This is a genomic window from Roseospira marina (genome assembly GCF_014197855.1).
Classification (GTDB): domain Bacteria; phylum Pseudomonadota; class Alphaproteobacteria; order Rhodospirillales; family Rhodospirillaceae; genus Rhodospira; species Rhodospira marina.
Genome location: NZ_JACIGJ010000003.1, coordinates 351,401 through 376,356 on the forward strand (window position 1 = coordinate 351,401; position 24,956 = coordinate 376,356).

Consider the following 24,956-nt stretch of genomic DNA (forward strand, 5'->3'; position numbering starts at 1 on the left):
GGCCGGAATCTTGGGAGGGGAAGCCCGGAGGCCGGACCGATGAAAGCTCTCGACGATCTGCTGGCGCGACGGATTTATCTCGGCGTGACCGGGCTGTCGCGGGCTGGCAAGACCGTGTTTGTGACGTCGTTGATTCACAATCTTCTGCGCGCGGACACCCGCGCCGAGGAATGCCCCCTGCGCGGCTTGGACGTGTTCGACGAGGATCGCCTGATCGGCGGTTCGCTGCGCCACGACGCCAACGCCACGGTGCCGGAGTTCCCGTACCGCAAGGCGCTGCAGGCGATCACGGGCGAGTCGCCGCAGTGGCCGGAGCCGACGCGCGGTATTTCGCGCATCCGCATCGACCTGCGATTCCGCCGCTCCGACGGGGGCCTCACCGGGCAGGCGGCGACGCGGCTCGGCCTGACCACCGGCACGCTTCAGCTTGAAATCGTGGACTACCCCGGCGAGTGGCTGGTCGACTTGCCCATGCTGGGGATGGAGTTCGAGGACTGGTCCGCCGCCATGCTGGCCCAGGCGGAGCGTGGCATCCGCGCCGAGCTGTCGCGCGACTGGCTGGCGTTCGTGCGCCAGCGGCCCCCCGGCGCGCCCCATGACGAGGAGTGGGCGGAGCAGGCGTCGGCCCTGTACGCCGAGTACCTGCGTGCCTGTTCGGAGAGGCACCTGCGCAACCTTCAGCCCGGGCGTTTCCTGCACCCGGCGGACCTGCGCGGCGCCTCCGTGCTGCGGTTCTGCCCGCTGCCCGACCTGACCGGCCGGGGCGAACCCGGGTCGTTGCACGCCACCTTCCGCGCCAAATTCCACGACTATCAGGAAAAGGTCGTGCGGGCGTTCTACAGAAAGCATTTCGCTGGCCTCGACCGGCAGGTCGTGCTGGTCGACGCGCTGAGCGCCCTGAACGACGGCCAAGAAGCGTTCGAGGACCAGAGCGAGGCCCTCGCCGCCATCCTGCAAAGCTTCCGCCACGGCAAGTACAGCCTGCTCGGCTGGCTGATGGGCCGGCGCATCTCCAAGGTCCTGTTCGCCGCGACCAAGGCGGACCATGTCATCCGGGGCGACCGCCTGCACCTGGAGAACCTGACGCGGCGCATGCTCCATGTGCTGGATGAGAACAACACCATCAAGACCTCGGCCGACACCCATGTTCAGGCCATCGCCGCCATCCGCGCCACCAAGGACACCCGGCGCGCCGACAACGGCCGCGAAATCCTGATCGGCCGCCGACCCGACGACCCGCACGAGTTTCCGCTGGAGCCGGGCGCCATTCCGCTGGACTTTCCGCCCGACTGGGCGGCGCTGGACTACCGCTTCTGGGACTTCCAGCCCGATCCGGCACCGTCATGGCAGCATTCCGGCTTTCCGACCCTGCGCATGCCGGAGGTGCTGAACTTCCTGATCGGAGAGGACCTGAAATGACCGGCCGGCGCCCGCCCCGGGAGGATCCGCCCCGCCGCCCCGGCGTGGTCGACCCGTCCCTGGTGTACGCGCCGGACCCCGATACCGCCGAACGTCGGCGGGAGGCCGCCGCGCGCGACCCCGGCCCCGCCCCGGGCGTGATCGATCCGTCGCTGGTGTATCCGCCGGAGTCGGACATCCCGCCCCCGAACGCCGGGGAGGCCGGTCCCGCCCCGACGCCGGGTGTGGTGCCGGCGGAGGCCGTGCCCGATCGGCCCCCGGCCCGTCCGCCCCGCGTGGTCGCCCAACCCGAGCCGATCGCGGACCCGGGACCCACGCCCATTCCCGCGCCGGAACCGACGCCAACTCCGGAACCGGAGCCGGGTCCCGAACCAGGACCTGGGCCGATCCCCGAGCCCATGCCGGAACCCATTACGGAGCCCGAGCCCGATCCGATCCCCGAGCCCGTCTCGGAACCGATCCGGGAGCCCGAGCCCGAGCCGATCCCCGAACCCATTCCGGAGCCGATCACCGAGCCGGAACCGGCGCCCGGATCCGAGCCGGAGCCTGTGCCCGAACCCGAGCCAACCCCAGAGCCGCCTCCGGTCCCAGACCCCGAGCCGGCCCCCGAACCCGAACCGGACCCTGAACCGGCGCCCCCGCCGCCGCCCGCACCACCCCAGGCCCCGCCATCGGAGCCGCTGCCGGAGCCCACACCGATGCTCAAGCCTGCGTTGAAGCCCAAGCCGAAACCGACCTACGCCACGCCGCCGGCCTACGCGCCCCCGGCCCCGCAATCCCGGGTCGATTCCGAGGGTGCCGCGCTACGCGACGAGGCCGCCGGACCGCGACCCGAGCGCCCGGCGCGCTGGGGCCGCGTGTTCTGGCTGTTCCTGACGCTGGTCGGCACGTTCCTGCTGTACGACACGGGCCGGGCGCTGGTGAACGTGTGGTCCGACGACTGGGTGGGCGGTGCCGTCCTGTCCACCCTGGCGCTGGCGTTCGTCGTGGCCCTTGGCGCCGCCACGCTGGCCGAGGTCCGCGCCCTGCGGCGCCTGGGCGAGGTGGACCGGTTCCGCGCCAACCTGACCCGGGCGCTGGAGGACGGCTCCGACCGCCGCGTCCGGTCCGCGCTGGAGCCGGTGCTGAGCCTCGCCCGGGTACGGCGTCCGGAACTGGTCAAGGCCTTCCAGAAGCGCACCAAGGGCCTGCACGAGCCCGACACGATCTTGAAACAGTACCGCTCCGGCGTGCTCGCCCCCCTGGACCAGGAAGCCCGACGCTCCGTGCGCGCCAACGCGCTCGCCGTCATGGGCGCGACGGCCGTGGCGCCCCATCCGGCGCTCGACGTGGTCATCGTGCTGTGGCGCAGTGCGGTCATGGTGCGTCGGGTCGCGGAGATCTACGGCTTGCGGCCCAGCCCCTTGACCACCCTGAAGCTGACCAAGGAGGTGGTCGTCAGCGCCGCCATCGCCGTGGCCGCCGACCCGGCCGGGGACCTGTTCGCCACCACGCTCGGCGGCGGGCTGGCGGAGAAGATCTCGTCCCGCTTCGCCGAGGGCTCGGTCTCGGGCCTGCGGGCCCTGCGCCTGGGCGGCCGGGCGATCGAGATCTGCCGCCCCCTGCCCTTCGAACCGGACGAGCGCAAGGGCATGTGGCACACCCTGACGCAGGGATAGAGCGCATCGTCTCCCTGTTAGTTGGGGGCGATGCGCTCTAATTCCGCCAGAAATCCGGGTCGAGCACGACCAGCAGCGCCAGCACCTCCAGCCGCCCGGCCAGCATGGCGAAGGCCAACAGCCACTTGGCCTCGTCGGGCAGCGGCTGGAAATTGCCGGCCGGCCCCACCACCGGCCCCAGGCCCGGCCCCACGTTGCTGATCGCGGTGACGGTGGCGGAATAGGCCGTTACCAGATCCAGCCCCAGCATCATCAGAATCGCCGTGATGCTCGCGATCGTCGCGACGAACACGGCCAGGAACGCCAACACCGACACCGGCACGTCGGGTGCCAGGGCACGGCCGTTGTAGCGCAGCGGAATGAGCCGGTTCGGGCTGACGAGTTGGCGGATATGCGCCCGCACCACCACGACCAGAAGCTGGAAGCGGTAGATCTTCACCCCGCCGGCGGTCGATCCGGAGCAGCCGCCCACGAACATCAGCACCAGGAACACGCCGATGAAGCCGAAGCCCCAGGTGGTGTAGTCGGCCGAGGCGTAGCCCGTCGTCGTCACGATGGAGGTGATGTTGAACGTGGTCAGGGTCAGCGCCTCGAAGAACGGCAGGCCGGACTCGTGCATCAGGCCGAACGCCATCACGACACTGGTCACGGCCAGAAACCCCAGAAACCCGCGCACCTGCTGGTCCCGCGTCAGGTCCCGGGGGCTGCCGTACACCGCCCGCAGCATGAGCAGGAACGGCAGGGCGCCGACGATCATGAACACGATGGCGACCCAGTGCAGCGCCGGGTTCTCGAAGTAGCCGAACGACGCATCGTGGGTGGAGAATCCCCCCGACGACACCGTGGTCATGGCGTGCGTGATGGCGTCGAAAATGGTCATGCCCAGCGCCTCGTACAGGAGGGCGCACAGCACGGTGAGGAGCACATAGAGGCTCATCAGCCCCGTGATGGTCTTGGCGAAGTTGGGCAGGCGCAAATCCGACGTGTCGGAGCTTTCAATCCGGAACACCTGCATGCCGCCGACGCGCAGCAGCGGCAGAAGCAGAATAGCCACGGCCAGGATGCCGATGCCGCCGACCCATTGCAGCAACGCCCGCCACAGCAGCGTCCCCGGCGGCAGGTTGTCCAGGCCGGTCAGCACCGTGGAGCCCGTCGTGGTCAGCGCGGACAGAGACTCAAAGACCGCGTCCGTCAGCGAAATCCCCAGCGCGAGGAATGGCAGCGCGCCCACGAACGCAACCACCAGCCAACCCAGGCAGGTCAGCAGAAACCCCTCGCGCAACGACAGGCGGATGGGCTCCGCGGTGCGGGTCGCGAGCATCCCGGTCACGCCCACGGTGCCGGTCGCGAAACCGGTCGCAAGGAACCACTCCCACTCCAGCTTGTGCGTCACCGCGTCGGCGGCCGCCGGTACGCACATCACCACCGCCATCATGACCATGATGGACGACAGAATGTGAATGACGCCTCTGAACGGTCGACTCACGCGCCCACCCTGACTGCACACCACGCTCTTCGCTCGCCGCACGATGAGACCGGCGGGCACACGAGCGCCACAGAAAACCCAGGCGCGGGGCCACCGTCAACGGCCTTGACGGCACGGAAAACGGATGGCGCCGGCTCGTGTGGCCATCAGGCCGCGCCCGATGCGGCGCGGGCGGACCCCGTGCCCGTGGTGGCGCGCGCGTCCGACGGCCCGACGCGGGGCCGTTCGATGGCGCGCAGGATCGCCGGCAGGGCGATCGCGCCAACCACGCGCCCGTCCGCCTCCGCCACCGGGCGGCACGCCGACGGATCGTCCTGGAAGAGGGTCAGGGCGTCCTCCAGAGTGGTCCCGGCGTCCAGCGCGGGGCCCTGCGCGCCGGCCGGATCGCGTGCCATCACGGCGCGGACCCGCAGCACGCGCGCCCGGTTGATGTCCTTGACGAAGTCCGCGATGTAGGCGTCGGCAGGGTGCATGACGATCTCGGGCGTCGTGCCCTCCTGCACCACCGCGCCGTCGCGCAGGATGGTGATGCGGTCGCCCAGCCGCAGGGCCTCGTCCAGATCGTGGGTGATAAACACGATGGTCTTGCGCAATTCCGCCTGCAATCCGAGCAGAACCCCTTGCATGTCGGTGCGGATGAGCGGATCGAGGGCCGAGAACGCCTCGTCCATCAGCAGGATGTCGGAATCCGTGGCCAGCGCGCGCGCCAGCCCCACGCGCTGCTGCATGCCGCCGGACAGCGCGCTGGGAAAGCGGCCATCGAAGCCGCTCAGACCCACGCGCTCGATCCAGCCCCGGGCGCGCTTCTCCGCCGCGGCCCGTCCGTGCCCCTGCACACGCAGCCCATAGGCGACGTTGCCCAGCACCGTGCGGTGCGGATGCAGGGCGAAGCGCTGGAACACCATGCTGGCCCGATGGCGGCGGAAGCGACGCAGCGTGCGGGCGGACAGGCCCATAATGTCCTCGCCATCCACCGTGATGGTACCGGCGGTGGGCTCGATCAGGCGGTTGAGGTGCCGGATCAGGGTGGATTTGCCCGAGCCGGACAGCCCCATCACCACATGCACATCGCCCTCGCGGACGGTGGTAGAAATGCGGTCGAGGCCCAGCACATGGCCGTGCGTCTCCAGCAGGTCCGTTTTGCCCACGCCCTGGTCCCGCACCAGCGGCAGCACCCCGGCCGGATCCGGCCCGAAAATCTTGAACAGATCGCGGATCACGATCTTGGCGGGCTTCGAGTCTGGATCGCCCGCGCCCTCCGGCGCCTCAACGGGATTCATCGCGGTACCTTTGCAGGCGGCGGCCGTAGGACTGGGTCAGGCGGTCGAAGATGATGGCCAGCAGCACCACGGCCAGCCCGTTCAGCACCCCCATGGCGAAATATTGATTGGTGACCGCGCGCAGCACCGGCTGGCCCAGACCCTTGACCCCGATCATGGAGGCGACGACGACCATGGACAGCGCCATCATGATGGTCTGATTGATGCCGGCCATGATGTTCGGCAGCGCCAGCGGCACCTGAACGCCCCACAGCCGTTGCCACGGGCTGGCGCCGAAGGCATCGGTGGCCTCCAGCACCTCGGCGTCCACCAGCCGGATCCCCAGGTCGGTCAGGCGGATGACCGGCGGAATGGCGTAGATCACAACCGCCAGCAGCCCCGGCACCTTCCCCAGCCCCAGCAGCATCACCACCGGGATCAGGTAAACGAAGCTGGGCATGGTCTGCATGACGTCCAGCACCGGCACGATGGCGGCCTTCAACCGGTCGGAGCGGGACATCAGGATGCCGATGGGAATGCCCAACACGACGGCGATCAGGGTGCAGACCGAGATCATCGCCATGGTGCGCATGGTGTCCTCCCACATGCCCATCACCGCGATGAACACAAAGGACCCCACCACCAGCCCGACCAGCACCCGGCTGCGGCTGGCGGCCCAGGCGAGGCCGGCGATGATCGCCACCACCAGCCACCAGGGCGCGCCGAGCAACACCTGCTCGAACCACACCATCAGGCGCAGCAGCGGCAGGAACGCGTCCTCGATCGCCGCGCCGTAGCTGCGCGTGAAGCTCAGATAGGCGTCATCGATGGCCCGGTTGAGCGCCCGCAGCCGCGCATCATCAATGGCCGGAACATCGACCAGCCAGTTGAAGTCCGCCATATCCCGGACGCTCCCGTAGAAAACCCGTGGGCCGGATCCCGCCGCCGCTCTACAGCGCCGCCTTGACCTTGTCGGCGACCTCGGCCGGCACCCACGGCGTCCAGATCTCGGGATAGGTCTTCAGGAAGTGCATGGCCGCGCCCTCGCCGGTGGCCTGATGGTCCTCCTGCCAGGCCAGCACCGCGTTCAGGACGTCATTGGGGATCGAGACGCTGGAGACGAAACCGTAGGCCTCGGGCGCGCGGTCGGCGAACGCCGCCACGGCCAGGGTCAGCACATCGGAGGGCGGATACATGTTCGGCTGCGGATCGGCGCAATCGCGGCTCGTGACGCACGTCCAGGTGTCGGGGTCATGCTCCATACCGCCGACCCTGACGAGGTCGTACTTGCCCAGGATGGCCGTGGGGCCGAAGTAGTACGCGAACACCGGCTCGCGCCGCTCATAGGCCTTGGCGATGGCGCCCGCCAGGCCCGGCCCCGAACCCGGATCGAACTGCGTGAAGGCGTCGTCCAGACCGTAGGCCGTCATCAGGTTGGCGTTGACGATCTGGCACTGCCAGCCGGCCGGACAGGTGTAGAACCGGCCCTTGCCGGGCTCCTCCTGGTCCGGAAACAGGTCGGCGTGCGCGCGGAGACCATCGATGGTCGCCAACTCCGGATGCGCCTCGACCATATAGGAGGGCACGAACCACCCCTCCTGGCCGCCGTCCTGCAAGGTCTTGGTGGCGATCACGATGTCGCCGTCCTCGACCGCCTTGCCGATCACGGCCTTGTGGGCGTTGGGCCAGATTTCCGGTGCGATGTCCGGCTCGCGCTTCTCGGTCATGGACGTGATCGTCGGCAGGGTGTCGCCCGGCACCAGCTCGGCGTCGCAGCCGTAGCCCTCACTCAGGACGATCTTTTCCATGTGAGCCAAGGTGGCTGCCGAGTTCCAGCTCATCTCGGCGATGGTCACGCGGCCGCAATCCTCGGCGTGGGCGGGCACGGCGGCGGCCAGAACGGCCAACGAGGACACCGCCAGGGCGGCGGCCCCCGCAATCAGCTTGGTCATGTCGAGAGTGTCCCTGTTCCGGTGGCGCGTAAGTTGGGACATCGGCTGTCCGCACATGGACGCCGATGGTGCTGCGCACATGGACGCCGATGGTGCTGCGCACATGGACGCCGATGGTGCTGGGCAGCACCCCGTCCACGGGTCGGGATTAGCCTAGCGGACAGGGGACGGTTGCGCAAACACCCCGGCCCGTCCTATGTGCGGAGAGATGGATAGTCCGCCCCGGCGCCCGCGAGCGACCGCTCCGCGGTCCGGTTCTGCAAGGGAGACTGAGAATGACCGCCACCTACACCGTCACCGGCATGACCTGCGGGGGCTGCGCCCGCTCGGTCGAGACCGCCATCCGCCAGGCCGCGCCGTCGGTCGAAAGCGTGAGCGTGGACCTGGACAAGAACACCGTCACGGTGACTGGCGCCGTCGAGGATTCCGTGATCGCGGGCGCGGTGGACGACGCCGGCTTCGACTTCGGCGGGCGGGCTGCCTGACGCGCCCCGCCCCAGGCGCCGTCCGGCCCGCCGTCAGGCGATGGACTCGGGCGGCGCCGTGTCCGGTCCGGTCGGCCGGCCGCGCATGTGGGCACTCGTTCGGTGCTCGATGAAGCGCAGGCCGCGCACGAGCACGAATGTGATGGTCATGTAGATCACACCGGCCATCAGGAAGGTTTCCACCGGCATGTAGTTGCGGGCGATGATGGTGCGTGCCATGCCGGTCAAGTCCAGCAGCGTGACCGTGCTGGCGAGCGCGCTGCCCTTCAGCATCAGAATCAGCTCGTTGCCGTAGGCCGGCAAAGCGATCCGCGCGGCGCGCGGCAGCACGATCCGCGCCAGTGTGGTCGAGCGTCGCATGCCCAGCGCCCGCGCCGCTTCCACTTCGCCCACCGGAACCGCCTGGATGGCGCCGCGCAGGATTTCGGCGATATAGCCGCCGGTGTGCAGACTGAAGGTGATGATGGCGCACCAGTACGGTTCCTTCAGCACCGGCCACAGGATCGGGCTTTCGCGCACGAAGGCGAACTGCGACAGGCCATAGTACACCAGGAAAAGCTGCACCAGCAGCGGCGTGCCCCGGAAGAAGAAGATGTAGGCGTAAGGCAGCGCTTTCACGGCCAAGCGGGGCGACGACCGGGCGATGGACAGCGGCACCGCAATCATCAACCCGAAAAAGCCGGAGATGAACAGAAGCTGCAGGCTCAGCCAGGCCCCCTCCAGCAGCTTGGGCAGGGCGGCGATCATCACATCGATGTTCATGACGCGCGCGCCCTTGGCATGCCGCGGTTGGCACGCCGCTCCATCCAGGCCAGCAGGCTCATCGACACGATGGTCAGCCCGAGATACAGCACCGCCGCCGCGAGGTAGAAGGTGAACGGCTCCTTGGTGGCCCCGGTGGCGAACTGGGCCTTGCGCATGATTTCCTCGAGGCCGATGACCGAGACCAGGGCCGTGTCCTTCATCAGCACGAGGAACAGGTTGCCCAGACCGGGCAGGGCGATACGCCACGCCTGCGGCAGCACGATACGGAAAAAGATGGCGATCCGGCCCATGCCGAGCGCCTGGGCGGCCTCCGCCTGCCCCACCGGCACGGCCTGGAAGGCGCCCCGGAACACCTCCGACGCATACCCGCCGAAAGTCAGCGCCAGCGCGACGGCCCCGGCGACGAAGGGGCTGAGTTCGATGTACCCGGTGTAGCCGAGCGGCCTCGCCAGCCTCATCAGCAGGACGGACGAGCCGAAATAGATCAGCAAAACCACCAGAAGCTCCGGAATACCCCGGATGATGGTGGTGTAGGCGCGCGCCAACCAGCGCAACGGCGCCACCGGCGCGGCCATGGCGGCGGCACCGGCCAGCCCCAACACAAGACCGATGGCCAGCGCCGTCAGGGCCAGCCGGATGGTCATCCACAAGCCCAGCAGCAACTGGTGTTCAAAACCGCTCAGATCGGGCACGAGTGGGGGGGGCCTCCACGCCTCGGATGACCAGGACGGGCGCGCCCGGGGCCCCGACGAGCCGGCCCCGGACGCGCCCCATCGCCGGACTTAATAAATGTCGAACGGGAAGTACTTGGCGTTGATCTCGGCGTACGTCCCGTTCTCGCGGATCGCCGTGAGGGCCGCATTGAAGTCGGCGAGCAGATCCTCGTTGCCCTTACGCAGGGCGATGGCGATCAGGTCGTTCTCGTACACCGGCTCCCCCTTGAACTCAAAATCGGCGCCGGCGTCGCTCTCCAGCCACTCGTAGTTCACGAGCTTGTCGGCGATCACCGCGTCGATCCGGCCGGTTCCCAGATCGAGGTACGCATTCTCCTGCGTATCGTACAGCTTGACGTCGACGTCCGGCATATTCTCCTCGACCCACTGGGCGGAGATGGTGGCGCGCTGGGCGCCCACGGACGTGCCGGCCATGCCCTCGGGCGTCAGATCCAAGTCGACGCTCTTCGGCGCGATGAACTGCAGCTTGTTCGTCCAGTACTTATCGGTGAAATCGACCGCCTGCTTGCGCTCTTCCGTCACCGACATCGAGGCGATGACGGCGTCGTACTTGCCGGCCAGAAGGCCCGGGATGATGCCGTCCCAGTCCTGGATGACGAAGGTGCACTCCCGCTCCATCTGCGCGCACAGTGCATTGGCGATATCGATGTCGAAGCCGTGCAGGTTTCCGTTCTCGTCGACCATATTGAACGGAGGGTAGGCGCCCTCCGTGCCGATGCGCAGGGTGTCCTGCGCCCAGGCGGCACCGGCGGACAGGGCGGTGGCCGCGGCGACGGCCAGAGCGAGGGTTGTGGAACGCAGTCCAGTCATGGGGTGTCCTCTCGTTCAGCGGGTTCGTTCGATGAAGACGAACGGGCGGGCATCAGGTCAGATGCCGGGACAGGAACTTCCGCAGGCGGTCCGACTGGGGATTGGAGAACAGCGCCTCCGGCGCGCCCTCCTCCTCCACGCGGCCTTCATGCAGAAACAGGGTCCGGGTTGAGACGTCGCGGGCGAAGCCCATCTCGTGGGTGACGATCAGCATCGTCCGGCCTTCCTCGGCCAGGGACGCCATGACCCCCAGCACCTCGCCCACCAGTTCCGGATCCAGCGCCGAGGTCGGCTCGTCGAACAGAATGACCTCGGGATCCATGGCGAGGGTGCGGGCGATGGCCGCGCGCTGCTGCTGACCACCGGACAGGTGGGCCGGGTAGTAGTCGCGCCGATCCGCAAGCCCCACCTTCTCCAGCAGGGCTTCGGCCTTCTCCGTGGCCTCGGCCTTGCCCATGCCGTGCACGCGGCGGGGCGCCTCGATCAGGTTCGCCAGCACGGTCATATGGGGCCACAGGTTGAACTGCTGGAACACCATGCCGACCCGCGCCCGCAGCCGCGTCAACTGACCATGACTGGCGGGCCGCAACGATCCCTCGCGGTCCGGCCGAGTGCGGATTTCCTCGCCGTGCAGGTGAATGCGGCCGGCGGAGGGTGATTCCAGAAAGTTCAGACAGCGCAGGAACGTGCTTTTGCCGGAGCCACTCGACCCCAGAATGGCGATCACGTCCCCGGTTTGCGCGGTCAAGGAGATCCCGCGCAGGACCTCGGTCTCTCCGAAGCGTTTGTGGATGTCCTCGACCGCCAGCACGGCATCGCCGCCGACATTCGCGGGAACCGACTCCCGCGAGGTTTTAGCGATGGACACAGATGACACGGTGAGCCCCCCCGGGCGGCACGTTCTCGAGCCGGAGGGAGCACCACCGCTCCTTCCTGCCCAAGTCATAGCCCCGAGACCCGCGCCCTGGCAATAACGGAGAGTTTTTTGAGCACCGCGCGCCCGGTGCCCATCCCTTGGTCGCCGACTCGGCGCCCGTTATTCTGTCGCGACGGCGTGCGCCGTGAAGCCGATCAGGGCCTTGGCCATGCCCTGGAACGGCGGCAGAGACGGATCGAGGCCGTGGCGATCGGCCAGGTAGGCCGGATCGTTGTAGCCCAGCCAGACCTGCCCGTCCGCGTCCTGCCAGGCCAGCGCCTTGATCGGCAGATCGATCCCAATTGGCGGCGCCGCCGTCATGAGGGGCGCGCCGATCCGGGGGCTGCCGAAGATCAGCAGGTGCGACGGCGGCATCTCCAGATCCAGCGCCGCCGCGTTGGCCGTGTGGGGAATGTCGGCGAAGACCGTGACGCCCTTGGCCTCCACGGCCGTTTTCAAGCGCGCGATGGTCTCGTCGACCGAATACGGACTTTTGAGGCGGACCAGACCGTCCTCGGCAGCGCGCGCGGCGCCCGGCCCGACGGTGAGAGCGACCAGAAGGACCAGGGCCGCGACCGTCCAGGCCGCGAGGGAACGTGAAGAACGCGGGGAACGCATGAGACAACCTCCCAAGAGCGTGGATGCTTCGACCGGATCCGTACCGAACCCGGTTGCGACCGCGCGATGACAATCCGCAACGCGAGCGGTCCTCGCCCGCGCCGTCAGCCCTCCTGCGCCGGCAGCGCGAACACCCGCGTCGGGGTCTGGCGGCCGCGCACCACGATGTCGCCGGCCGGCGCGACCTCACGACAGACACCGGCCGCCATCGCGGTGGCCTCGCTCATCAGGATCGCCGTGCCGTACTCCTTGTTGAGCTGTTCCAGCCGGGCGGCCAGATTCACCGCGTCGCCGTGCGCGGTGAAGATCAGCCGGTTGGCGGCCCCGACCGCGCCCAGGATGACGGGTCCCGTGTTCAGGCCGCAGCGGGTGCGCAAGCGGTGCCCCAGCGGGCCGAAGGGCCGGTCGCTCAGATCGTCCACGATGGCGCGCGCGGTGGCCACGGCGCGGCGGGCGTGGTCCGAGCCGTCTCCGCCGCCGAAGTGGATCAGCAGGGCATCGCCGTTGAACTGGACGATGACGCCGCCGTTGGCCTCCGCGACCGCATTCACCGCGCCGAAGTAGTCGCTGAGGATGGTCATCAAGGTGCGGGGATCGACCTGCTCGCTCAGCGTCGTGAAGCCCTCAATGTCGGTGAACAGCACCGTGCCCTCATGCACCTCACCATCGCCGGCACGCAGAACCTCGCCGGATTGGCTGATGCGCCGCGCCACCTCCGGCGCCACGAACCGGGACATCTCGGTGGCGGTCAGGCTGTCGGACACCGCCCGCTCCAGCAGCCGCCGACCGCGCACCAGCGCGATCGCCAGAATCGCCGTGACGGTCAGGATGGAGACGATCTTGTCCACCTCCGCCCCGACCAGGATGGTGTTCGAGGTCATGTACGCCACGTAGTCCCGGGTGATCATGGGCATGCCCATGTTCAGCTCGGTCACCACCGCGTAGGCCAGCAGGGCCGCCCAGCCGGCTGCCGCAGCGAGACCCGCCGCGACCACGTACAGGGCCTGGAACCGCAGGGCGCGCAGCGCGATGAAGATGAACACGTACAGCAGCGTCGGCGCCTTCAGGTAAAACGGCGCCGACTGCTCGTATTGGACATGGAAGGACCAAATCAGGCCCATCAACAAACCCATGTCCACGATGACGGAGACGAACAGAAGCACCGGCCCCAGCCGACCCCGGTGCGCCAGCCAAAGGCGCAGCAGCGTGAACGCCAAGTACCCGCCCAACGCATAGGGCACCGGCATGAAGTCCGTGCCGCCCGACGTCTTGGGCGCGACCAGATAGAGCGTGCCGAACAGGACGACCACGCTGAGCTGGACCCAGCCGACCAGAAGCTCGCTTTGCCGCTGCTGGGCATCGACGGAAGCCCGGACGCGGTCGGGAAGGCGATCCTCCGCCTGCGCGCCAAGGACAAAACGGGCCAGTCTGTATGTGGCGAGTCTGTGTGTGGCCAGTCTGTGTGTGGACGGCACGGGCGCGCCTCCCGATCGGAGCGGCGGCATCGCCCCCACCGCTTGGGGGGCTCCCCCCAAACCGGGCGATGCGGTATGACCCGGGGGTGAAGGCTGGCGCGGCCCAATACCTGCGCGCGCCTTCCGGACAATGGGATCCGATCACGACCGAGAGTATGGGGGTGTTTGCCATGTCGGCACCAGAGCTTTCCACCCGTGCGGGGAGGGGCGCCGTATGCCGACCCGGAGCATGAACAGGGCGCTCAAGATCGAGCGCGCCATCTCGCGTGCCATGCTGCCGCTCGTCGTTCTGCTGGCGGGGCTGGTGCTGATGGACCTGTTGGGCACGGCCATCGCCGTGCTGACGGGCGCACATGCCGGCGGCCTTCTGGCCCTACTGCCGGCTCCGCTAGACCGCGTGGTGTCGCCCCCGCCCATCGCGCTCTGGACGCCCCCGGGGCTGGCCGGGATCGGCGCGCTGACGCTGGCGGTGGCGCTGGGGCAGTACGGCGCGGTCCGGGTCGGCGCGCCCCGACTCGGCGCGTTGGCGCTGCTGCTCGCGCTGGCGCTGCCGCTGGTGGCCTGGAACCCGCTGGCGCTGGGCGTCATCGCCGGGCAAGCGGTGCTGCTGACCCTGAGCCGGGATGGCCGGGGATCGGAGACGCTGACGCAGGCGGTCCGCCTGATCGGGCTGATCGCCGCGGTGCTGGTCACCTGGACGACGGCGCCGGCCATGGTGGTGTCCCTGGTGGCCGTCGCCCTGGCTCCGGCTGCCCTGGTCGCGGTCAGCCAGCCGGCGCCGCGCGACGCTGTGTCCAAGGAGCCCCAAGCCGCGGCACCCTCGGCGCCTGAACCGGAGCCCGCGCCGGCCCCTGAGACGCGGACCGAGGCCGCGCCGCCGTCCGAACCGGCATCGCCCCCCCCGTCGGCACCGGCGTCTGGGGCGCCCGACGCGGAGCCTGTGGCCGAGCCCGAAGCCCCGGCTGAGCCCACCCAGCCGGCCGCGGTCTTCGTGGAACCGGAAACGTTCGCGGACCCTGAAGCCTTCGTCGAACCCGACACGCTGGGTGAACCCAAAACCGTTTCTGAACGCAAGACCTTCGCCGACCCCGAGACCTTTGCCGAGCCCGACATCCGACCGACCACACCGGACGCGCCCGGTCCATTCGGCACGGATCCGGTCGCTGCGCTCGCGCATCTGACGCCGGCCCCGGCCTTGGTCGAAGCGGCCCGCGCAGCCCTGGCCCAAGGCGAGGTGCCCCTGCTCGCGCTCGTCCGGCTCGATGGACTGGCGGGCATCGCAGAGCATCTCGGAGTCCAGGGCGGCGAGGCCCTGTTCGCCGAGGCCACCGGGCGCATCGCCGGTGCCTTGCCCGTTGGCAGCACTCTGACCTGGTTCGGGGACGAGACGTTCGCCGCGCTGCTACCGGCCAGCGCCGCCGAGGATATCGACGAACTCATGGCGCTGCTCGCGACGCCGTTCGCGACCGACCTGGTTGTGGAGGGACGCGCCGTGTCGATGGAGGACGCCCTGCACGTCGACGCCATGGCGCTGGACGCCGACATCCTGGCGGAACTCGACCGCTGGGCCGGCACGGCCCCGGGATAAGCTTCCGTGGCACCGTCGCCGGAACCGGGCACCCTGGCGTTGCTGGCGGCGGCGGTCGTGGCAGCCGGGGCCAGCCTCGTCGTTCTGTACACCCTGCGCCTGGGCGCCCCGCCCTGGCCGTCCTCCCCCCGCGCGCGCCACGCCGTGATGGCCGCCCTTCCGGCGCAGGTGGAGGGCGCGATCCTGGAACTGGGGTGCGGCTGGGGCGGTTTGGCGCTTGCCCTGGCGGCCCGCTATCCGGACCGGCCGGTGGTGGGCGTTGAGCTGTCGCCGATCCCCTGGGCGGTCGCCCGCCTGCGGGCCTGGGCGAGCCGACGGAAAAACCTCACGGTCCGGCGCGCCGACCTGCACCAGGTGGACGTCGCGCGCGCCGGTCTCATCGTGTGCTACCTGCACCGGGAGGCCATGACCCGACTCGCCATCCGCATGCGGCGGGAGGCTCCGCCGGGCGCCGTGGTGGTCTCCAACAGCTTCGGGCTTGGCGACTGGACCCCGGAGGCCCGTGTTCCCATCGGCGACGGGTTCGGCGGCGTGGTTCTGGTCTACCGGGTGCCCCCGCTTTCCCCCCCAAGCGCCCGGTACAACGCATAGGGCGTCCAGACCCAACGCGCGTGCAGGCCCAGCAGGCGCTTCACCACCTCGACGCAGGTCAGCGGTGCCCAGGGGGCTTCTTTCCGGGGCGGCGCCCGGGTTTCGGTCGCCACCACCGTCAGCCCCTGGGCGCGATACCACGCGGCCAGATCGGCCGCGTCCGCCGTCGGCACCAGATCCACGCGCATCCGGTGGGCGAGAGGGTCCACGATCACCCAGTGTCCCGGCCGCCGCACCGCGATGAACACATGCCGGAACCCCGGCCGCAGCAACCGAAGCCACCAGATTGCTCCGCCGTCCGTGAACACGACCAGGGCGGGGCCGGGCGGCGGCTCCGCGCCCTCCCCCGGCCGGATCACGCCCCATACCCTCGTCGTACGATGCCCTTCCGCCGCAGCGGCGTGGCGAGACGGTCCAGCGCCTCGGCCCACAGCGCCGCATCGCCCGCCTCCTCCGGCACCCGACCGTCCGGCGGCATCAGGCGGCGGCCATGCCGGTTGAGCACCCGCAGATGGTCCGACCGCAGCACGCCGGCCAGCGCCAACGCCCGCACCGCGCGGCCGATGTCGTCGGGATCGCACGGGCGCGCGGCGGCCAGCGGATCGGCGGGGAGGCGCGCGCCCTCCGCCCGGGTCAGGCGGGCGCGCTGGAACCAGAACCACGCGGCCTCGGCGGACTCAAAGGGCTCGGTGCGGCGCTCCGCCAGGGGGCGGGGCACATGACGGGTGCGGCGATCGCGGCTCATGCGGGTGTCTCTCCAAGGCACGGAATGAGACACCCAAGGGTTCCGGGTTCCGCGTCCGGACGCAAACGCAACCCGCGACCCGCCGCCGGGCCGCCGCCCCCAGACCGCCTACGTCGCGGGCACGCCGTCGTCGCGCAGCGCGATGTAGATCGCCGGAATCACCAGCAGGGTCAGCGCCGTCGAGGACGCCAGCCCGAACACCAGCGACAGCGCCAGCCCCTGGAAGATCGGATCCGCCAGGATGAAGGCACCGCCGATCATGGCCGCCAACGCGGTCAGCAGGATCGGCTTGAACCGGATCGCCCCGGCCGTCAGCAGGGCGTCGCGCAGGCCGGGCGACGAGGGCTGACTGTGCTTGATGAAGTCCACCAGAAGGATGGAGTTGCGCACGATGATCCCGGCCAGGGCGATGAACCCGATCATCGAGGTGGCGGTGAACGGCGCGCCGAACAGCCAGTGGCCGAACACGATGCCGATCAGCGTCAGGGGCACCGGGGTCAGGATCACCAGCGGCGCCTTGAACGAGCCGAACTGCGCCACGACCAGCAGATAGATGCCCAGGATCGCCACGCCGAAGGCCGCGCCCATGTCGCGGAAGGTGACGTAGGTGATCTCCCACTCGCCGTCCCACAGCAGCGTGGGGCCGCTTTCGTCCTCCGGCTGGCCGTGCAGACGGATGGCGGGTTTGGGCAGGCCGAGCGCGTCCCAGTCCGTGGCCGCGATGCGGTCCTGAACCGCCAGCATGCCGTAGATCGGGGCCTCGAACCGGCCGGCAAGGTCCGCCTGCACCATCTCGGCGAAATGACCGTCGCGGCGGAACAGGGTGTGGGAGGCCGGCTCCCGCGTCACCCGGACCACGTCGCCCAGTTCCACATAGCCCTGCGCGCCGGGCACAGGCGTGGACAGCAGGTATTCGCCGGGGCTCAGGCGGGACTTGGGCAGGCGCACGGCGATCTCGACCGGATCGACCCCATGGCCGCGATGGGAGTAGCCGACGCTCACCCCTCCCAGCAACGCCGCCAGGGTGTCGTGCACGGCCTCTTCCTCCACACCGTGGTATTCCAGCGCCTGCTGGTCGAGCGCGAAGCGGATGCGCTCCGCCGGATCGCCCCAGGAGTCGTCCACGTCGACGATAAAATCGACGGCGCGGAAGATGCGCTTGACCTCCTCGGCCACCGCGCGCCGGGTCTCCGCGTCCGGTCCATAGATCTCCGCCAGCAGGGTCGCCAACACGGGCGGACCGGGCGGCACCTCCACCACCGACAGGGCCGTCCCCTCGGGCACATCCATGTCCGCCAGCCGGGCGCGCACCTCCAGCGCGATGGCATGGCTGGGCCGGTCCCGGTCATGCTTCGGCGTCAGGTTCAGTTGCAGATCGCCCATGTAGGGCGCATCCCGCAGATAGGCATGCCGCACCAGCCCGTTGAAGTTGAACGGCGCCGCCGTGCCAGCGTGAAGCTGCATCGAGGTCAGCTCCGGCACATCGGCCAGCCGCCGGGCCGCGTCCATCAGGGTGCGCTCGGTCTGCTCAAGCGTGGCGTCCTCGGGCAGGGTCAGCACCACCTGAAGCTCGCTCTTGTTGTCGAACGGCAGCAGCTTGACGGTGACGTCCTGGGTGTAGAACGGCAGGCAGGCCACGACGGTCGCCACCCCCACCCCGATCAGGAACAGCCACGCCCGCGCCCGCGTCTTCAGCACCGGGCCGGCGATGCGGCGGTAGAGGCGGCCCAGGCGCCCCTCGTCCTCGTGCCCACCCTCCCCCGCCATCCGTTCGGCCCGCCGGCCGGCGACCTTCAGCAGCAGCCAGGGCGTCAGGACCACCGCCACGAAGAACGAGAAGATCATCGCCGCCGAAGCGTTGGCCGGGATCGGGCTCATGTAGGGCCCCATCAACCCGGACACGAACATCATCGGCAGCAGCGCCGCCACGATGGTCAAGGTGGCGATGATGGTGGGGTTGCCGACCTCGGCCACGCCCTCGATCGCCTTTTGCACCACGGAGCGGTCGTCCTTCATGGCCCAATGGCGCGCGATGTTCTCCACCACCACGATGGCGTCGTCGACCAGGATGCCGATGGAGAAGATGAGCGCGAACAGGCTCACCCGGTTGATGGTGTAGCCCATCATCCAGGCCGCGAAGAGCGTGAGAAGGATGGTCGTGGGCACCACCATGGCCACCACCAGCCCCTCCCGCCAGCCGATGGCCAGGGTGATGAGGGCCACGATGGACAGGGTGGCGAGCCCCAGATGGAACAGCAGTTCGTTGGACTTCTCCAGCGCCGTCTCGCCGTAGTTCCGCGTCACCTCCACCCGCACGCCGTCGGGAATCACGCGGCCCTTCAGGCCCTCCAGTCGGTCGAGGATCGTGTCCGCGACCACCACGGCGTTGGCGCCCTTGCGCTTGGCCAGGGCGATGGAGACGGCCGGGGCCATGGCAATGCTGTCACGGCTGTCCTCCGCCGCCGGTTCGACCCGCCAGACGCGGTGTTCCTCCGGCGCGGTGCCGACGACCACATGGGCCACGTCCTTCACATAGACCGGACGGCCGTCGTGCGTGGTCAGCAGCAGGTCGCCGATGTCCGCCACCCCCTGCAACGTCTGCCCCGCCACCACGGGCAGACCGGTGCCGGCGTCGCGCAGCCGCCCCAACCGAATGGAGCGGTTGGCGTTCTCCAGCTTCTCGACCAGCCGGTTCAGGGGAATCCCGTACAGGGACAGCCGCTCCGGATCGGGCTCGACGCGGATCTGGTCCGCGCGCCCACCGACCAGGAAGGTCAGCCCGACGTCGTCCACCTTGATGAGCTCCATCAGAAGCTCCTCGGCGACGGCGTGCAGGCCGGCGTCGGTCCAGCGCTCCGCGACCTCGGGCTCGGGCGACAGGGTCAGGACCACGATGGGCACGTCGTTGATGCCGCGCCCGACGATCAACGGTTCCGGAATCCCCAGCGGAATGCGGTTCAGATTGGCGCGGATGGTCTCGTGGACGCGCAGCATGGCGACGTCCTCGTCGGTGCCGACCACGAAGCGCGCGGTCACGGTGACCCCATCGTCCACGGTCTGGCTGTAGACATGCTCGACGTCGTCGATGCCCTTGACGATGTCCTCCAGCGGCTTGGTCACCAGTTCGGCGGCGTCCACGGCCTTCAGGCCGTTGGCCTGCACCATGATGTCCACCATGGGGACGGAGATTTGCGGCTCCTCCTCGCGCGGGACCGCCACCAGCGCCAGCAGGCCCACCACCAGGGCGGCCAGCAACAGCAGCGGCGTGAGCGGCGAGCCGATGAACGCCTTGGTCAGCGAACCGGACAGGCCGAGTCTCATGGACGCGCCTCCGCCTTACCGGGACCATCGTCGGGCGGAACCAGCGTGTCACCCGGACGCAAACCGGACAGCACCTCGACTCCGCCCGGGACCGGCGCGCCCACCTGCACCACGACCCAGGCGCCGCCGTCCAGCCGGGCCATGGTGACGCCGTGGTGGGAGCGCACATAGCGCGGCGGCACCACGAAGGCCGACCGGTGGCCGGTCACGATGTCCACCAGCGCGCGCTCCCCGACGAAATAACCGCCGAGGCCCTCCACCGCCACGTCGGCAAGGACGCGCCCGGCCTCCAACTCGGGATAGACCTTCACGATGGTGCCATCGCGCCAGCGCGCGCCCGTGTCCCCGCTCTCCGGGTCCAGCCCGCGCGGCCCGACCCGGACGGTGTCGCCGGTCTGGATGAAGCGCGCGTGCCGCTCCGGCAAGCGCAGCCGCAAGACGTAGTGTTCCGTGGCGACGCGGGCGATGGCCTCGCCCGGCAACACCACGCTGCCCTCGGACACCGTCACCTCCAGCACGCGGCCGGAGACCGGGGCCAGAACCTCGCCCTCCGTCACCTGCTGGCGCAGCACGTCCAGGTCCGAGCGCAGGGAGTCGCGCTGGCGTTCCGCCACCTCCAGGGCCGTGCGGGCCGCGTCCAGGCGGCTTTGCGGCGCGGCGCCCTGGGCCCTGAGTTGCTCCGCCCGGCGCAGGTCCGTGCGGGCCTGATCGACCGTCGCCTGCTGCCCGTCGAGCTGCGACTCCAGCGCCTGGATTCGGGGCGCCAGCTTGTCGTCGACCACCAGCGCCAGCCGCGCGCCGGCGGTCACCGCGTCGCCCTCGTCCACCACAAGATGGCGCACCGTGCCGCCGAGTCGCGCCCGCGCGGCCAGCACATCCACGCTTTCCACGGTCGCGAACACGGCCTTGCGGTCGTCGAGGGTTCGGAGTTGAACCGTGAACGGCTCGGCCTGGGCGGCGGCAAGCGGCCCGCCGAGGACCAGCAAGACCAGCCACGCGAGGCGACCGGCGCATCTGAAGGGAAACACGAGTCTCGGCATGGGGCGGATCACCTTCCGGAGCAGGACGTGGGCGTGGAGTCCGAAAACCGTTGACTACATATTAGATGTTGCTAATTTATTCAACATGAATATGACAGACCTGCACGACCACAGCGCGCGCGCCGCCGCGCTGCTCAAGGCGCTCGGCAACGATCGGCGGCTGATGTTGCTGTGCGCGCTGGTGGCGGGCGAACGCACCGTCGGCGACCTGGGGGCCAAGGCCGGCCTGAGCCAGTCCGCCCTGTCGCAGCACCTCGCCCGGTTGCGGCGCGACGGTCTGGTCGCGACCCGCCGGGTGGGGCAGCACATCCACTACCGGATCGCCAGCCCGGAGGTCCTGGCCATCATCGAAACCCTGGCGCACCTGTACTGCCCGGCCAGCGCACCTCCCAGGCCGGACCCATCCCCCGAACCCACCGCGCCGGCCCCGGCCCGCCCCCCCGACTGAGGAGACACCCCATGTCCATCGACCGCTTTGTTCTCGCGTTCGCCGGCACCGTCGTTCTCGCGACCGTGCTGATCGCCCTGTTCACCGCCCAGACCTGGGTGCTGTGGATCACGGCCTTCGTCGGCGCCAACATGCTGCAAGCCGCGTTCACCGGGTTCTGCCCGCTGGCGCTGATCCTCAAGGCGATGGGCGTGAAGCCGGGCGTGGCGTTCGGCTGACGGGCACCGGGGAAGCGGGCACCGGGGCAGCGGACGCCCAAGGAGCCCCTTGGCGGGCGGCGGTCGGGCGACTACGGTGCCGCGACCGCCCCACCCAAACCGGACCCTCATTCCATGCCCGCCTCTCCCCGCGTTACGATCGTCACCGGCGCCGACGACGGCTATGCCCCGTTGGTGGAGGACCTGTTCGCCTCGGTACGGGCGCATCGGGCGCTGGACGGTATCGACCTGTCGCTGATCTCCACCGGCATGAGCCCGGCCGTGCTGGAGCGGCTGCGCCCGATGGCCCAGAACGTCGCCGATGGCGCCTGGAACATCGACGCCGCCGGCCGCCGCGCGGGGGACCGGCACTGGCTCATGGCCCGGGTCAACAAGCTCTATACGCGCGACTATTTCCCCGGCTACGACGTCTATATCTGGATCGACGCCGACGCCTGGGTGTGCGATCCGGCCGCCATCGACTGGTTGCTGACCGGGGTGGCGCGGTCCGGGCTGGCGGTGGGCTACGACGACACGCCGACGTCCTCCATCGGGCTCGACGTGCGCACATTCGTGGGCGGCTGGGCGCTCGGCCGCACCTACTGCATGAAGCACGCCCGCCGCGCCGGCCTGCCCGCCGACACCCTCCGCCGGCTGGCGACCGTGCGCCCGTTCAACAACGGGGTGTTCGCCCTGGCCGGGGACGCGCCGCACTGGCCGGTGATCCAGGCCAACATGAGCCGGTTGGTCCGCAAGGGCCGGATCTTCGGGTCCAATCAGATGGCCATCGTGATGGCGGTCCACCTGGACGGCCTACCGGTCGCGATCATGCCGCACGCCTGCAATTACCTGGACGTGCCGCGCGTCAGCGCCGAGACCGGGGGCTTCGTCGAGGCCGAAATCCCGCACCGGCCGGTGGGCGTGCTCCATCTGGCCTCGCGCGACGCCATGCGGGCCGATCCGGCGGTGGAAATGGACCTGCTGGACACGGAGGGACGGACGGTCCGCCGTTCCCTGCGCTATCGCCCGGAGTATCTGGCGCGGGCCTGAGCGCGGCGCCCAGTTCTCCGTGATGGTCGCTCAGTGGATGCTGTGCCCACCGTGCGGGCTGTCGAGGGAAAACGCCGGCACACGCACATCGACCATGTCGCCGGACTCCGACCGCCGCATGGCATAGGTCCCGTGCATGAACCCCGACGCGGTGCTGAGCGGGCAGCCGCTGGTGTATTCGAACACCTCACCCGGCTCCAGCACCGGCTGCACGCCGATCACGCCCGGCCCCTCAACCTCCTGCACCGCCCCGTTCGCGTCGGTGATGATCCAGTGGCGCCGCATCAATTGCACCGCCTCGTCGCTTTCGTTGTGGATCGTCACTTGGTAGGCCCAGACGAAATGAGCCGCGTCCGGTTCGGACTGGTCCTCCAGAAAGATCGGCTCGACCGTGACCCGAATCCCATGGGTGATGGCGCTGTACATGATCCGAGGGCTCCCTGCGCGACGTCGGAGTCCGGTCTGATTAGACCATTCCGCGCCACCGCGAAACCGTCGCCGCGCGCGCCGGCCCGCACACCCGTGCCGCCATCTTATGGGCACCTTTGTCCCGTGCAATCGGGGTGGAGCGGTGGCGCCCCTGGCACGACGCCGGGGACGCCGCCCGACCGGGCGACATGGGGAGAACACAGCATGCGACAGGGTGACGGGATCCGCCACGCCACCGGTGCGGCGCTGGGCCTGATGGGGACTTTGATGGCTGGCATGACCATGCTGGGATCGCCGGCCCACGCGGCCGCGACGGGGGAAACCTGTCTGGCGATCGTGGAGCGCCTGGACCGCGCAACGGCGGACGAGACCGTCGGCGTGCGCGGGCTCGGCGGCGCCACCCAAAACCTGCGCCCCGGGACATCCGCCGGCCAGGCCTTCGACATGGCCCTGAAGCGCGCGCCGCAGTCCGAAGCCGCCCCGTCCATCGCACCCGTGCCCGCCCCCTCCCGCGCCCTGGCTCCCACCCAGAGTCCCACTGGGCCGGACGTCGAGCACGACCGGTTCCAAGAGGTCCCGCTGCACGGCGTCACGCGGGTGGCGGATCAGCCCGTCTCGACCTTCGCGGCCGACGTCGACACCGCCTCCATGGGCGTCGTGCGCCGCTTCATCCGGGACGGCGATCTTCCGCCGTCGAACGCCGTGCGGGTCGAGGAGATGGTGAATTACTTCGACTACGCCTATCCCCGCCCCGCCACGGCGGCCGAGCCGTTCGCGCCGTCGGTCAGCGTCATGCCGTCGCCCTGGGGCGCCGGCCGCGAGGTGATGGTGATCGGCATCCGGGGTTGGTCGCCGGAGCGCAGCGTGCCCCGGCCCGCGAACATCGTCCTGCTGGCGGACGTCTCCGGCTCCATGCACGGCCCGAACCGGCTGGGTCTGGTGAAGCAGTCCATGGCGCTGCTGGTCGATCAGCTCGACGGCGACGACTTTATCACGCTGGTGACCTACGCCGGCGCGGATCAGGTGGTGCTGGAACCGACCCCGGCGAGTGACAAGGACACGATCTGCACGGCGCTCGGCCGGCTGACCTCCGGCGGCGGCACGGCGGGGTCGAAGGGCATCGCCACCGCCTACGACCGGGCGGAGCAGAACTTCCGGCGCGGCGCGATCAACCGCATCATCCTGGCCACGGACGGGGATTTCAATCTGGGCGTGGTCGAGGACGGCCGCCTTGAGGACTACGTCGCCCGCAAGCGCGAGACCGGTATCTATCTCAGCATCCTGGGTGTCGGGCGCGGCAACTACAACGACCAGACCATGCAGCGGCTGGCGCAGGCCGGCAACGGCATGGCCGCTTATCTGGATTCCCTGGAGGAAGGCCGCCGCGTGCTGGTGGAGAAGTTGGCCGCGCAGCTTCAGCCCATTGCCGACGACGTGAAGGTCCAGGTCGAGTTCAATCCGGCCCGCGTGGCGGAACACCGCCTGGTCGGCTACGAGACCCGCATTCTTCGGGAAGAAGACTTCGCCAACGACGCCGTGGACGCGGGCGAGATCGGCGACGGCCATACCGTCACCGCGATCTACGAGATCGCCGCCCCCGGGTCCGCCGGGCTGCGCCTGCCGGAGCGACGCTACGGCAACGACGCGGCGGTGGCCCCGGCCGGCGGGCGCGACGCGGAGATCGCCCACCTCCGCATCCGCTGGAAGGCGCCGGGCGAGACAGCCTCCCGCCTCATGGAGCGGCCGGTGACGGACGACGACCGCGCCCCTCTGGCGCAGCAATCGGACGACGCGCGATTCGCGGTGGCCGTCGCCGGCTTCGCCCAGATCCTCCAGGACAACACCGCCATCGGCGACTATGGCCTGGGCGACGTGGCCGAGCTGGCGAGCGGCGCGCTGGGCGACGACCCCAACGGCCACCGCGCCCGGTTCGTGGCGCTCGTCCGCGACGCCATGAGCCTAAACTAAGA

General features: G+C 69.7%; 24 protein-coding genes. 9 read left to right on the top strand and 15 right to left on the bottom strand.

All coding sequences use genetic code 11. From position 1 onward, the window contains the following. Positions 1–39 precede the first annotated feature (39 nt). On the top strand, positions 40–1,419 hold the full coding sequence (locus GGD82_RS06010) for a YcjX family GTP-binding protein (protein ID WP_150062306.1): 1,380 nt from the start codon (positions 40–42) through the stop codon (positions 1,417–1,419). Beyond that, positions 1,416–3,077: a TIGR01620 family protein gene (locus GGD82_RS06015; protein WP_150062305.1), complete on the top strand. Its 1,662-nt coding sequence runs from the start codon at positions 1,416–1,418 to the stop codon at positions 3,075–3,077. The genes GGD82_RS06010 and GGD82_RS06015 overlap by 4 nt, the downstream gene beginning before the upstream one ends. A gap of 37 nt (positions 3,078–3,114) precedes the next feature. Here GGD82_RS06015 and GGD82_RS06020 read toward each other — a convergent pair whose 3' ends face one another. From GGD82_RS06020 to GGD82_RS06035, 4 genes are all read right to left on the bottom strand, one after another. Continuing rightward, positions 3,115–4,563 (bottom strand): TrkH family potassium uptake protein, encoded by a 1,449-nt coding sequence (locus GGD82_RS06020; protein WP_211364760.1) that lies wholly within the window; start codon positions 4,561–4,563, stop codon positions 3,115–3,117. A 146-nt stretch (positions 4,564–4,709) separates the two neighbouring features. Further along, positions 4,710–5,843: a quaternary amine ABC transporter ATP-binding protein gene (locus tag GGD82_RS06025; RefSeq protein ID WP_150062304.1), complete on the bottom strand. Its 1,134-nt coding sequence runs from the start codon at positions 5,841–5,843 to the stop codon at positions 4,710–4,712. Further along, the gene (locus GGD82_RS06030; protein ID WP_150062303.1) at positions 5,830–6,723 is read right to left on the bottom strand and encodes an ABC transporter permease; all 894 of its coding nucleotides are present in this window, start codon (positions 6,721–6,723) and stop codon (positions 5,830–5,832) included. The genes GGD82_RS06025 and GGD82_RS06030 overlap by 14 nt, the downstream gene beginning before the upstream one ends. A gap of 49 nt (positions 6,724–6,772) precedes the next feature. Further along, positions 6,773–7,774 carry an ABC transporter substrate-binding protein gene (locus tag GGD82_RS06035; RefSeq protein WP_150062302.1) on the bottom strand — a complete coding sequence of 334 codons (1,002 nt, stop codon included), beginning with the start codon at positions 7,772–7,774 and terminating at the stop codon, positions 6,773–6,775. Between the two features lie 275 nt (positions 7,775–8,049). On the opposite strand from GGD82_RS06035, the gene GGD82_RS06040 reads away from it, so the two are divergent. Then, on the top strand, positions 8,050–8,259 hold the full coding sequence (locus GGD82_RS06040; RefSeq protein WP_150062301.1) for a heavy-metal-associated domain-containing protein: 210 nt from the start codon (positions 8,050–8,052) through the stop codon (positions 8,257–8,259). A gap of 33 nt (positions 8,260–8,292) precedes the next feature. Here the strand turns inward: GGD82_RS06040 and GGD82_RS06045 are convergent, their stop codons facing one another. The 6 genes from GGD82_RS06045 to GGD82_RS06070 form a co-directional block, all read right to left on the bottom strand. Beyond that, on the bottom strand, positions 8,293–9,021 hold the full coding sequence (locus tag GGD82_RS06045; protein ID WP_150062300.1) for an ABC transporter permease: 729 nt from the start codon (positions 9,019–9,021) through the stop codon (positions 8,293–8,295). Continuing rightward, positions 9,018–9,716, bottom strand: a complete 699-nt coding sequence (locus GGD82_RS06050; RefSeq protein WP_246163867.1) for an ABC transporter permease — start codon at positions 9,714–9,716, stop codon at positions 9,018–9,020. The genes GGD82_RS06045 and GGD82_RS06050 overlap by 4 nt, the downstream gene beginning before the upstream one ends. 90 nt (positions 9,717–9,806) lie before the next feature. Continuing rightward, positions 9,807–10,568, bottom strand: coding sequence for an ABC transporter substrate-binding protein (locus tag GGD82_RS06055; RefSeq protein WP_150062299.1), 762 nt, complete (start codon positions 10,566–10,568; stop codon positions 9,807–9,809). A 52-nt stretch (positions 10,569–10,620) separates the two neighbouring features. Beyond that, positions 10,621–11,436: an ABC transporter ATP-binding protein gene (locus GGD82_RS06060; RefSeq protein ID WP_375782117.1), complete on the bottom strand. Its 816-nt coding sequence runs from the start codon at positions 11,434–11,436 to the stop codon at positions 10,621–10,623. Positions 11,437–11,604: 168 nt separating this feature from the next. Next, the gene (locus tag GGD82_RS06065) at positions 11,605–12,102 is read right to left on the bottom strand and encodes a DUF302 domain-containing protein (RefSeq protein WP_150062298.1); all 498 of its coding nucleotides are present in this window, start codon (positions 12,100–12,102) and stop codon (positions 11,605–11,607) included. A 104-nt stretch (positions 12,103–12,206) separates the two neighbouring features. Next, the gene (locus GGD82_RS06070; RefSeq protein ID WP_246163865.1) at positions 12,207–13,577 is read right to left on the bottom strand and encodes an adenylate/guanylate cyclase domain-containing protein; all 1,371 of its coding nucleotides are present in this window, start codon (positions 13,575–13,577) and stop codon (positions 12,207–12,209) included. Positions 13,578–13,791: 214 nt separating this feature from the next. Between GGD82_RS06070 and GGD82_RS06075 the strand changes: the two genes are divergently transcribed. Then, positions 13,792–15,165: a nucleotidyl cyclase domain-containing protein gene (locus GGD82_RS06075; protein WP_150062296.1), complete on the top strand. Its 1,374-nt coding sequence runs from the start codon at positions 13,792–13,794 to the stop codon at positions 15,163–15,165. Positions 15,166–15,171: 6 nt separating this feature from the next. Then, positions 15,172–15,756, top strand: a complete 585-nt coding sequence (locus GGD82_RS06080) for a class I SAM-dependent methyltransferase (protein WP_150062295.1) — start codon at positions 15,172–15,174, stop codon at positions 15,754–15,756. On the opposite strand, the gene GGD82_RS06085 is transcribed toward GGD82_RS06080, so the two are convergent. From GGD82_RS06085 to GGD82_RS06100, 4 genes are all read right to left on the bottom strand, one after another. Continuing rightward, positions 15,708–16,115: a hypothetical protein gene (locus tag GGD82_RS06085; RefSeq protein ID WP_246163864.1), complete on the bottom strand. Its 408-nt coding sequence runs from the start codon at positions 16,113–16,115 to the stop codon at positions 15,708–15,710. The two genes, GGD82_RS06080 and GGD82_RS06085, sit on opposite strands and share 49 nt — an antisense overlap. Then, positions 16,112–16,501, bottom strand: a complete 390-nt coding sequence (locus GGD82_RS06090) for a hypothetical protein (RefSeq protein ID WP_150062294.1) — start codon at positions 16,499–16,501, stop codon at positions 16,112–16,114. The genes GGD82_RS06085 and GGD82_RS06090 overlap by 4 nt, the downstream gene beginning before the upstream one ends. A 108-nt stretch (positions 16,502–16,609) precedes the next feature. After that, on the bottom strand, positions 16,610–19,822 hold the full coding sequence (locus GGD82_RS06095) for an efflux RND transporter permease subunit (protein ID WP_150062293.1): 3,213 nt from the start codon (positions 19,820–19,822) through the stop codon (positions 16,610–16,612). Continuing rightward, on the bottom strand, positions 19,819–20,862 hold the full coding sequence (locus GGD82_RS06100; protein WP_150062292.1) for an efflux RND transporter periplasmic adaptor subunit: 1,044 nt from the start codon (positions 20,860–20,862) through the stop codon (positions 19,819–19,821). The genes GGD82_RS06095 and GGD82_RS06100 overlap by 4 nt, the downstream gene beginning before the upstream one ends. A gap of 85 nt (positions 20,863–20,947) precedes the next feature. Between GGD82_RS06100 and GGD82_RS06105 the strand changes: the two genes are divergently transcribed. The 3 genes from GGD82_RS06105 to GGD82_RS06115 all read left to right on the top strand — a co-directional run bounded on the left by GGD82_RS06105 (position 20,948) and on the right by GGD82_RS06115 (position 22,557). Next, positions 20,948–21,310, top strand: a complete 363-nt coding sequence (locus GGD82_RS06105; protein ID WP_184013235.1) for an ArsR/SmtB family transcription factor — start codon at positions 20,948–20,950, stop codon at positions 21,308–21,310. An 11-nt stretch (positions 21,311–21,321) separates the two neighbouring features. Then, positions 21,322–21,528 (top strand): YgaP family membrane protein, encoded by a 207-nt coding sequence (locus GGD82_RS06110; RefSeq protein ID WP_150062290.1) that lies wholly within the window; start codon positions 21,322–21,324, stop codon positions 21,526–21,528. Positions 21,529–21,642: 114 nt separating this feature from the next. Further along, positions 21,643–22,557 carry a glycosyltransferase family protein gene (locus GGD82_RS06115; protein ID WP_150062289.1) on the top strand — a complete coding sequence of 305 codons (915 nt, stop codon included), beginning with the start codon at positions 21,643–21,645 and terminating at the stop codon, positions 22,555–22,557. 30 nt (positions 22,558–22,587) lie between these two features. Here the strand turns inward: GGD82_RS06115 and apaG are convergent, their stop codons facing one another. Further along, the gene (gene apaG / locus GGD82_RS06120) at positions 22,588–22,983 is read right to left on the bottom strand and encodes a Co2+/Mg2+ efflux facilitator ApaG/CorD (RefSeq protein ID WP_150062288.1); all 396 of its coding nucleotides are present in this window, start codon (positions 22,981–22,983) and stop codon (positions 22,588–22,590) included. A 207-nt stretch (positions 22,984–23,190) separates the two neighbouring features. Between apaG and GGD82_RS06125 the strand changes: the two genes are divergently transcribed. Next, positions 23,191–24,954: a vWA domain-containing protein gene (locus GGD82_RS06125; RefSeq protein WP_150062287.1), complete on the top strand. Its 1,764-nt coding sequence runs from the start codon at positions 23,191–23,193 to the stop codon at positions 24,952–24,954. The last annotated feature ends 2 nt before the right edge of the window (positions 24,955–24,956 follow it).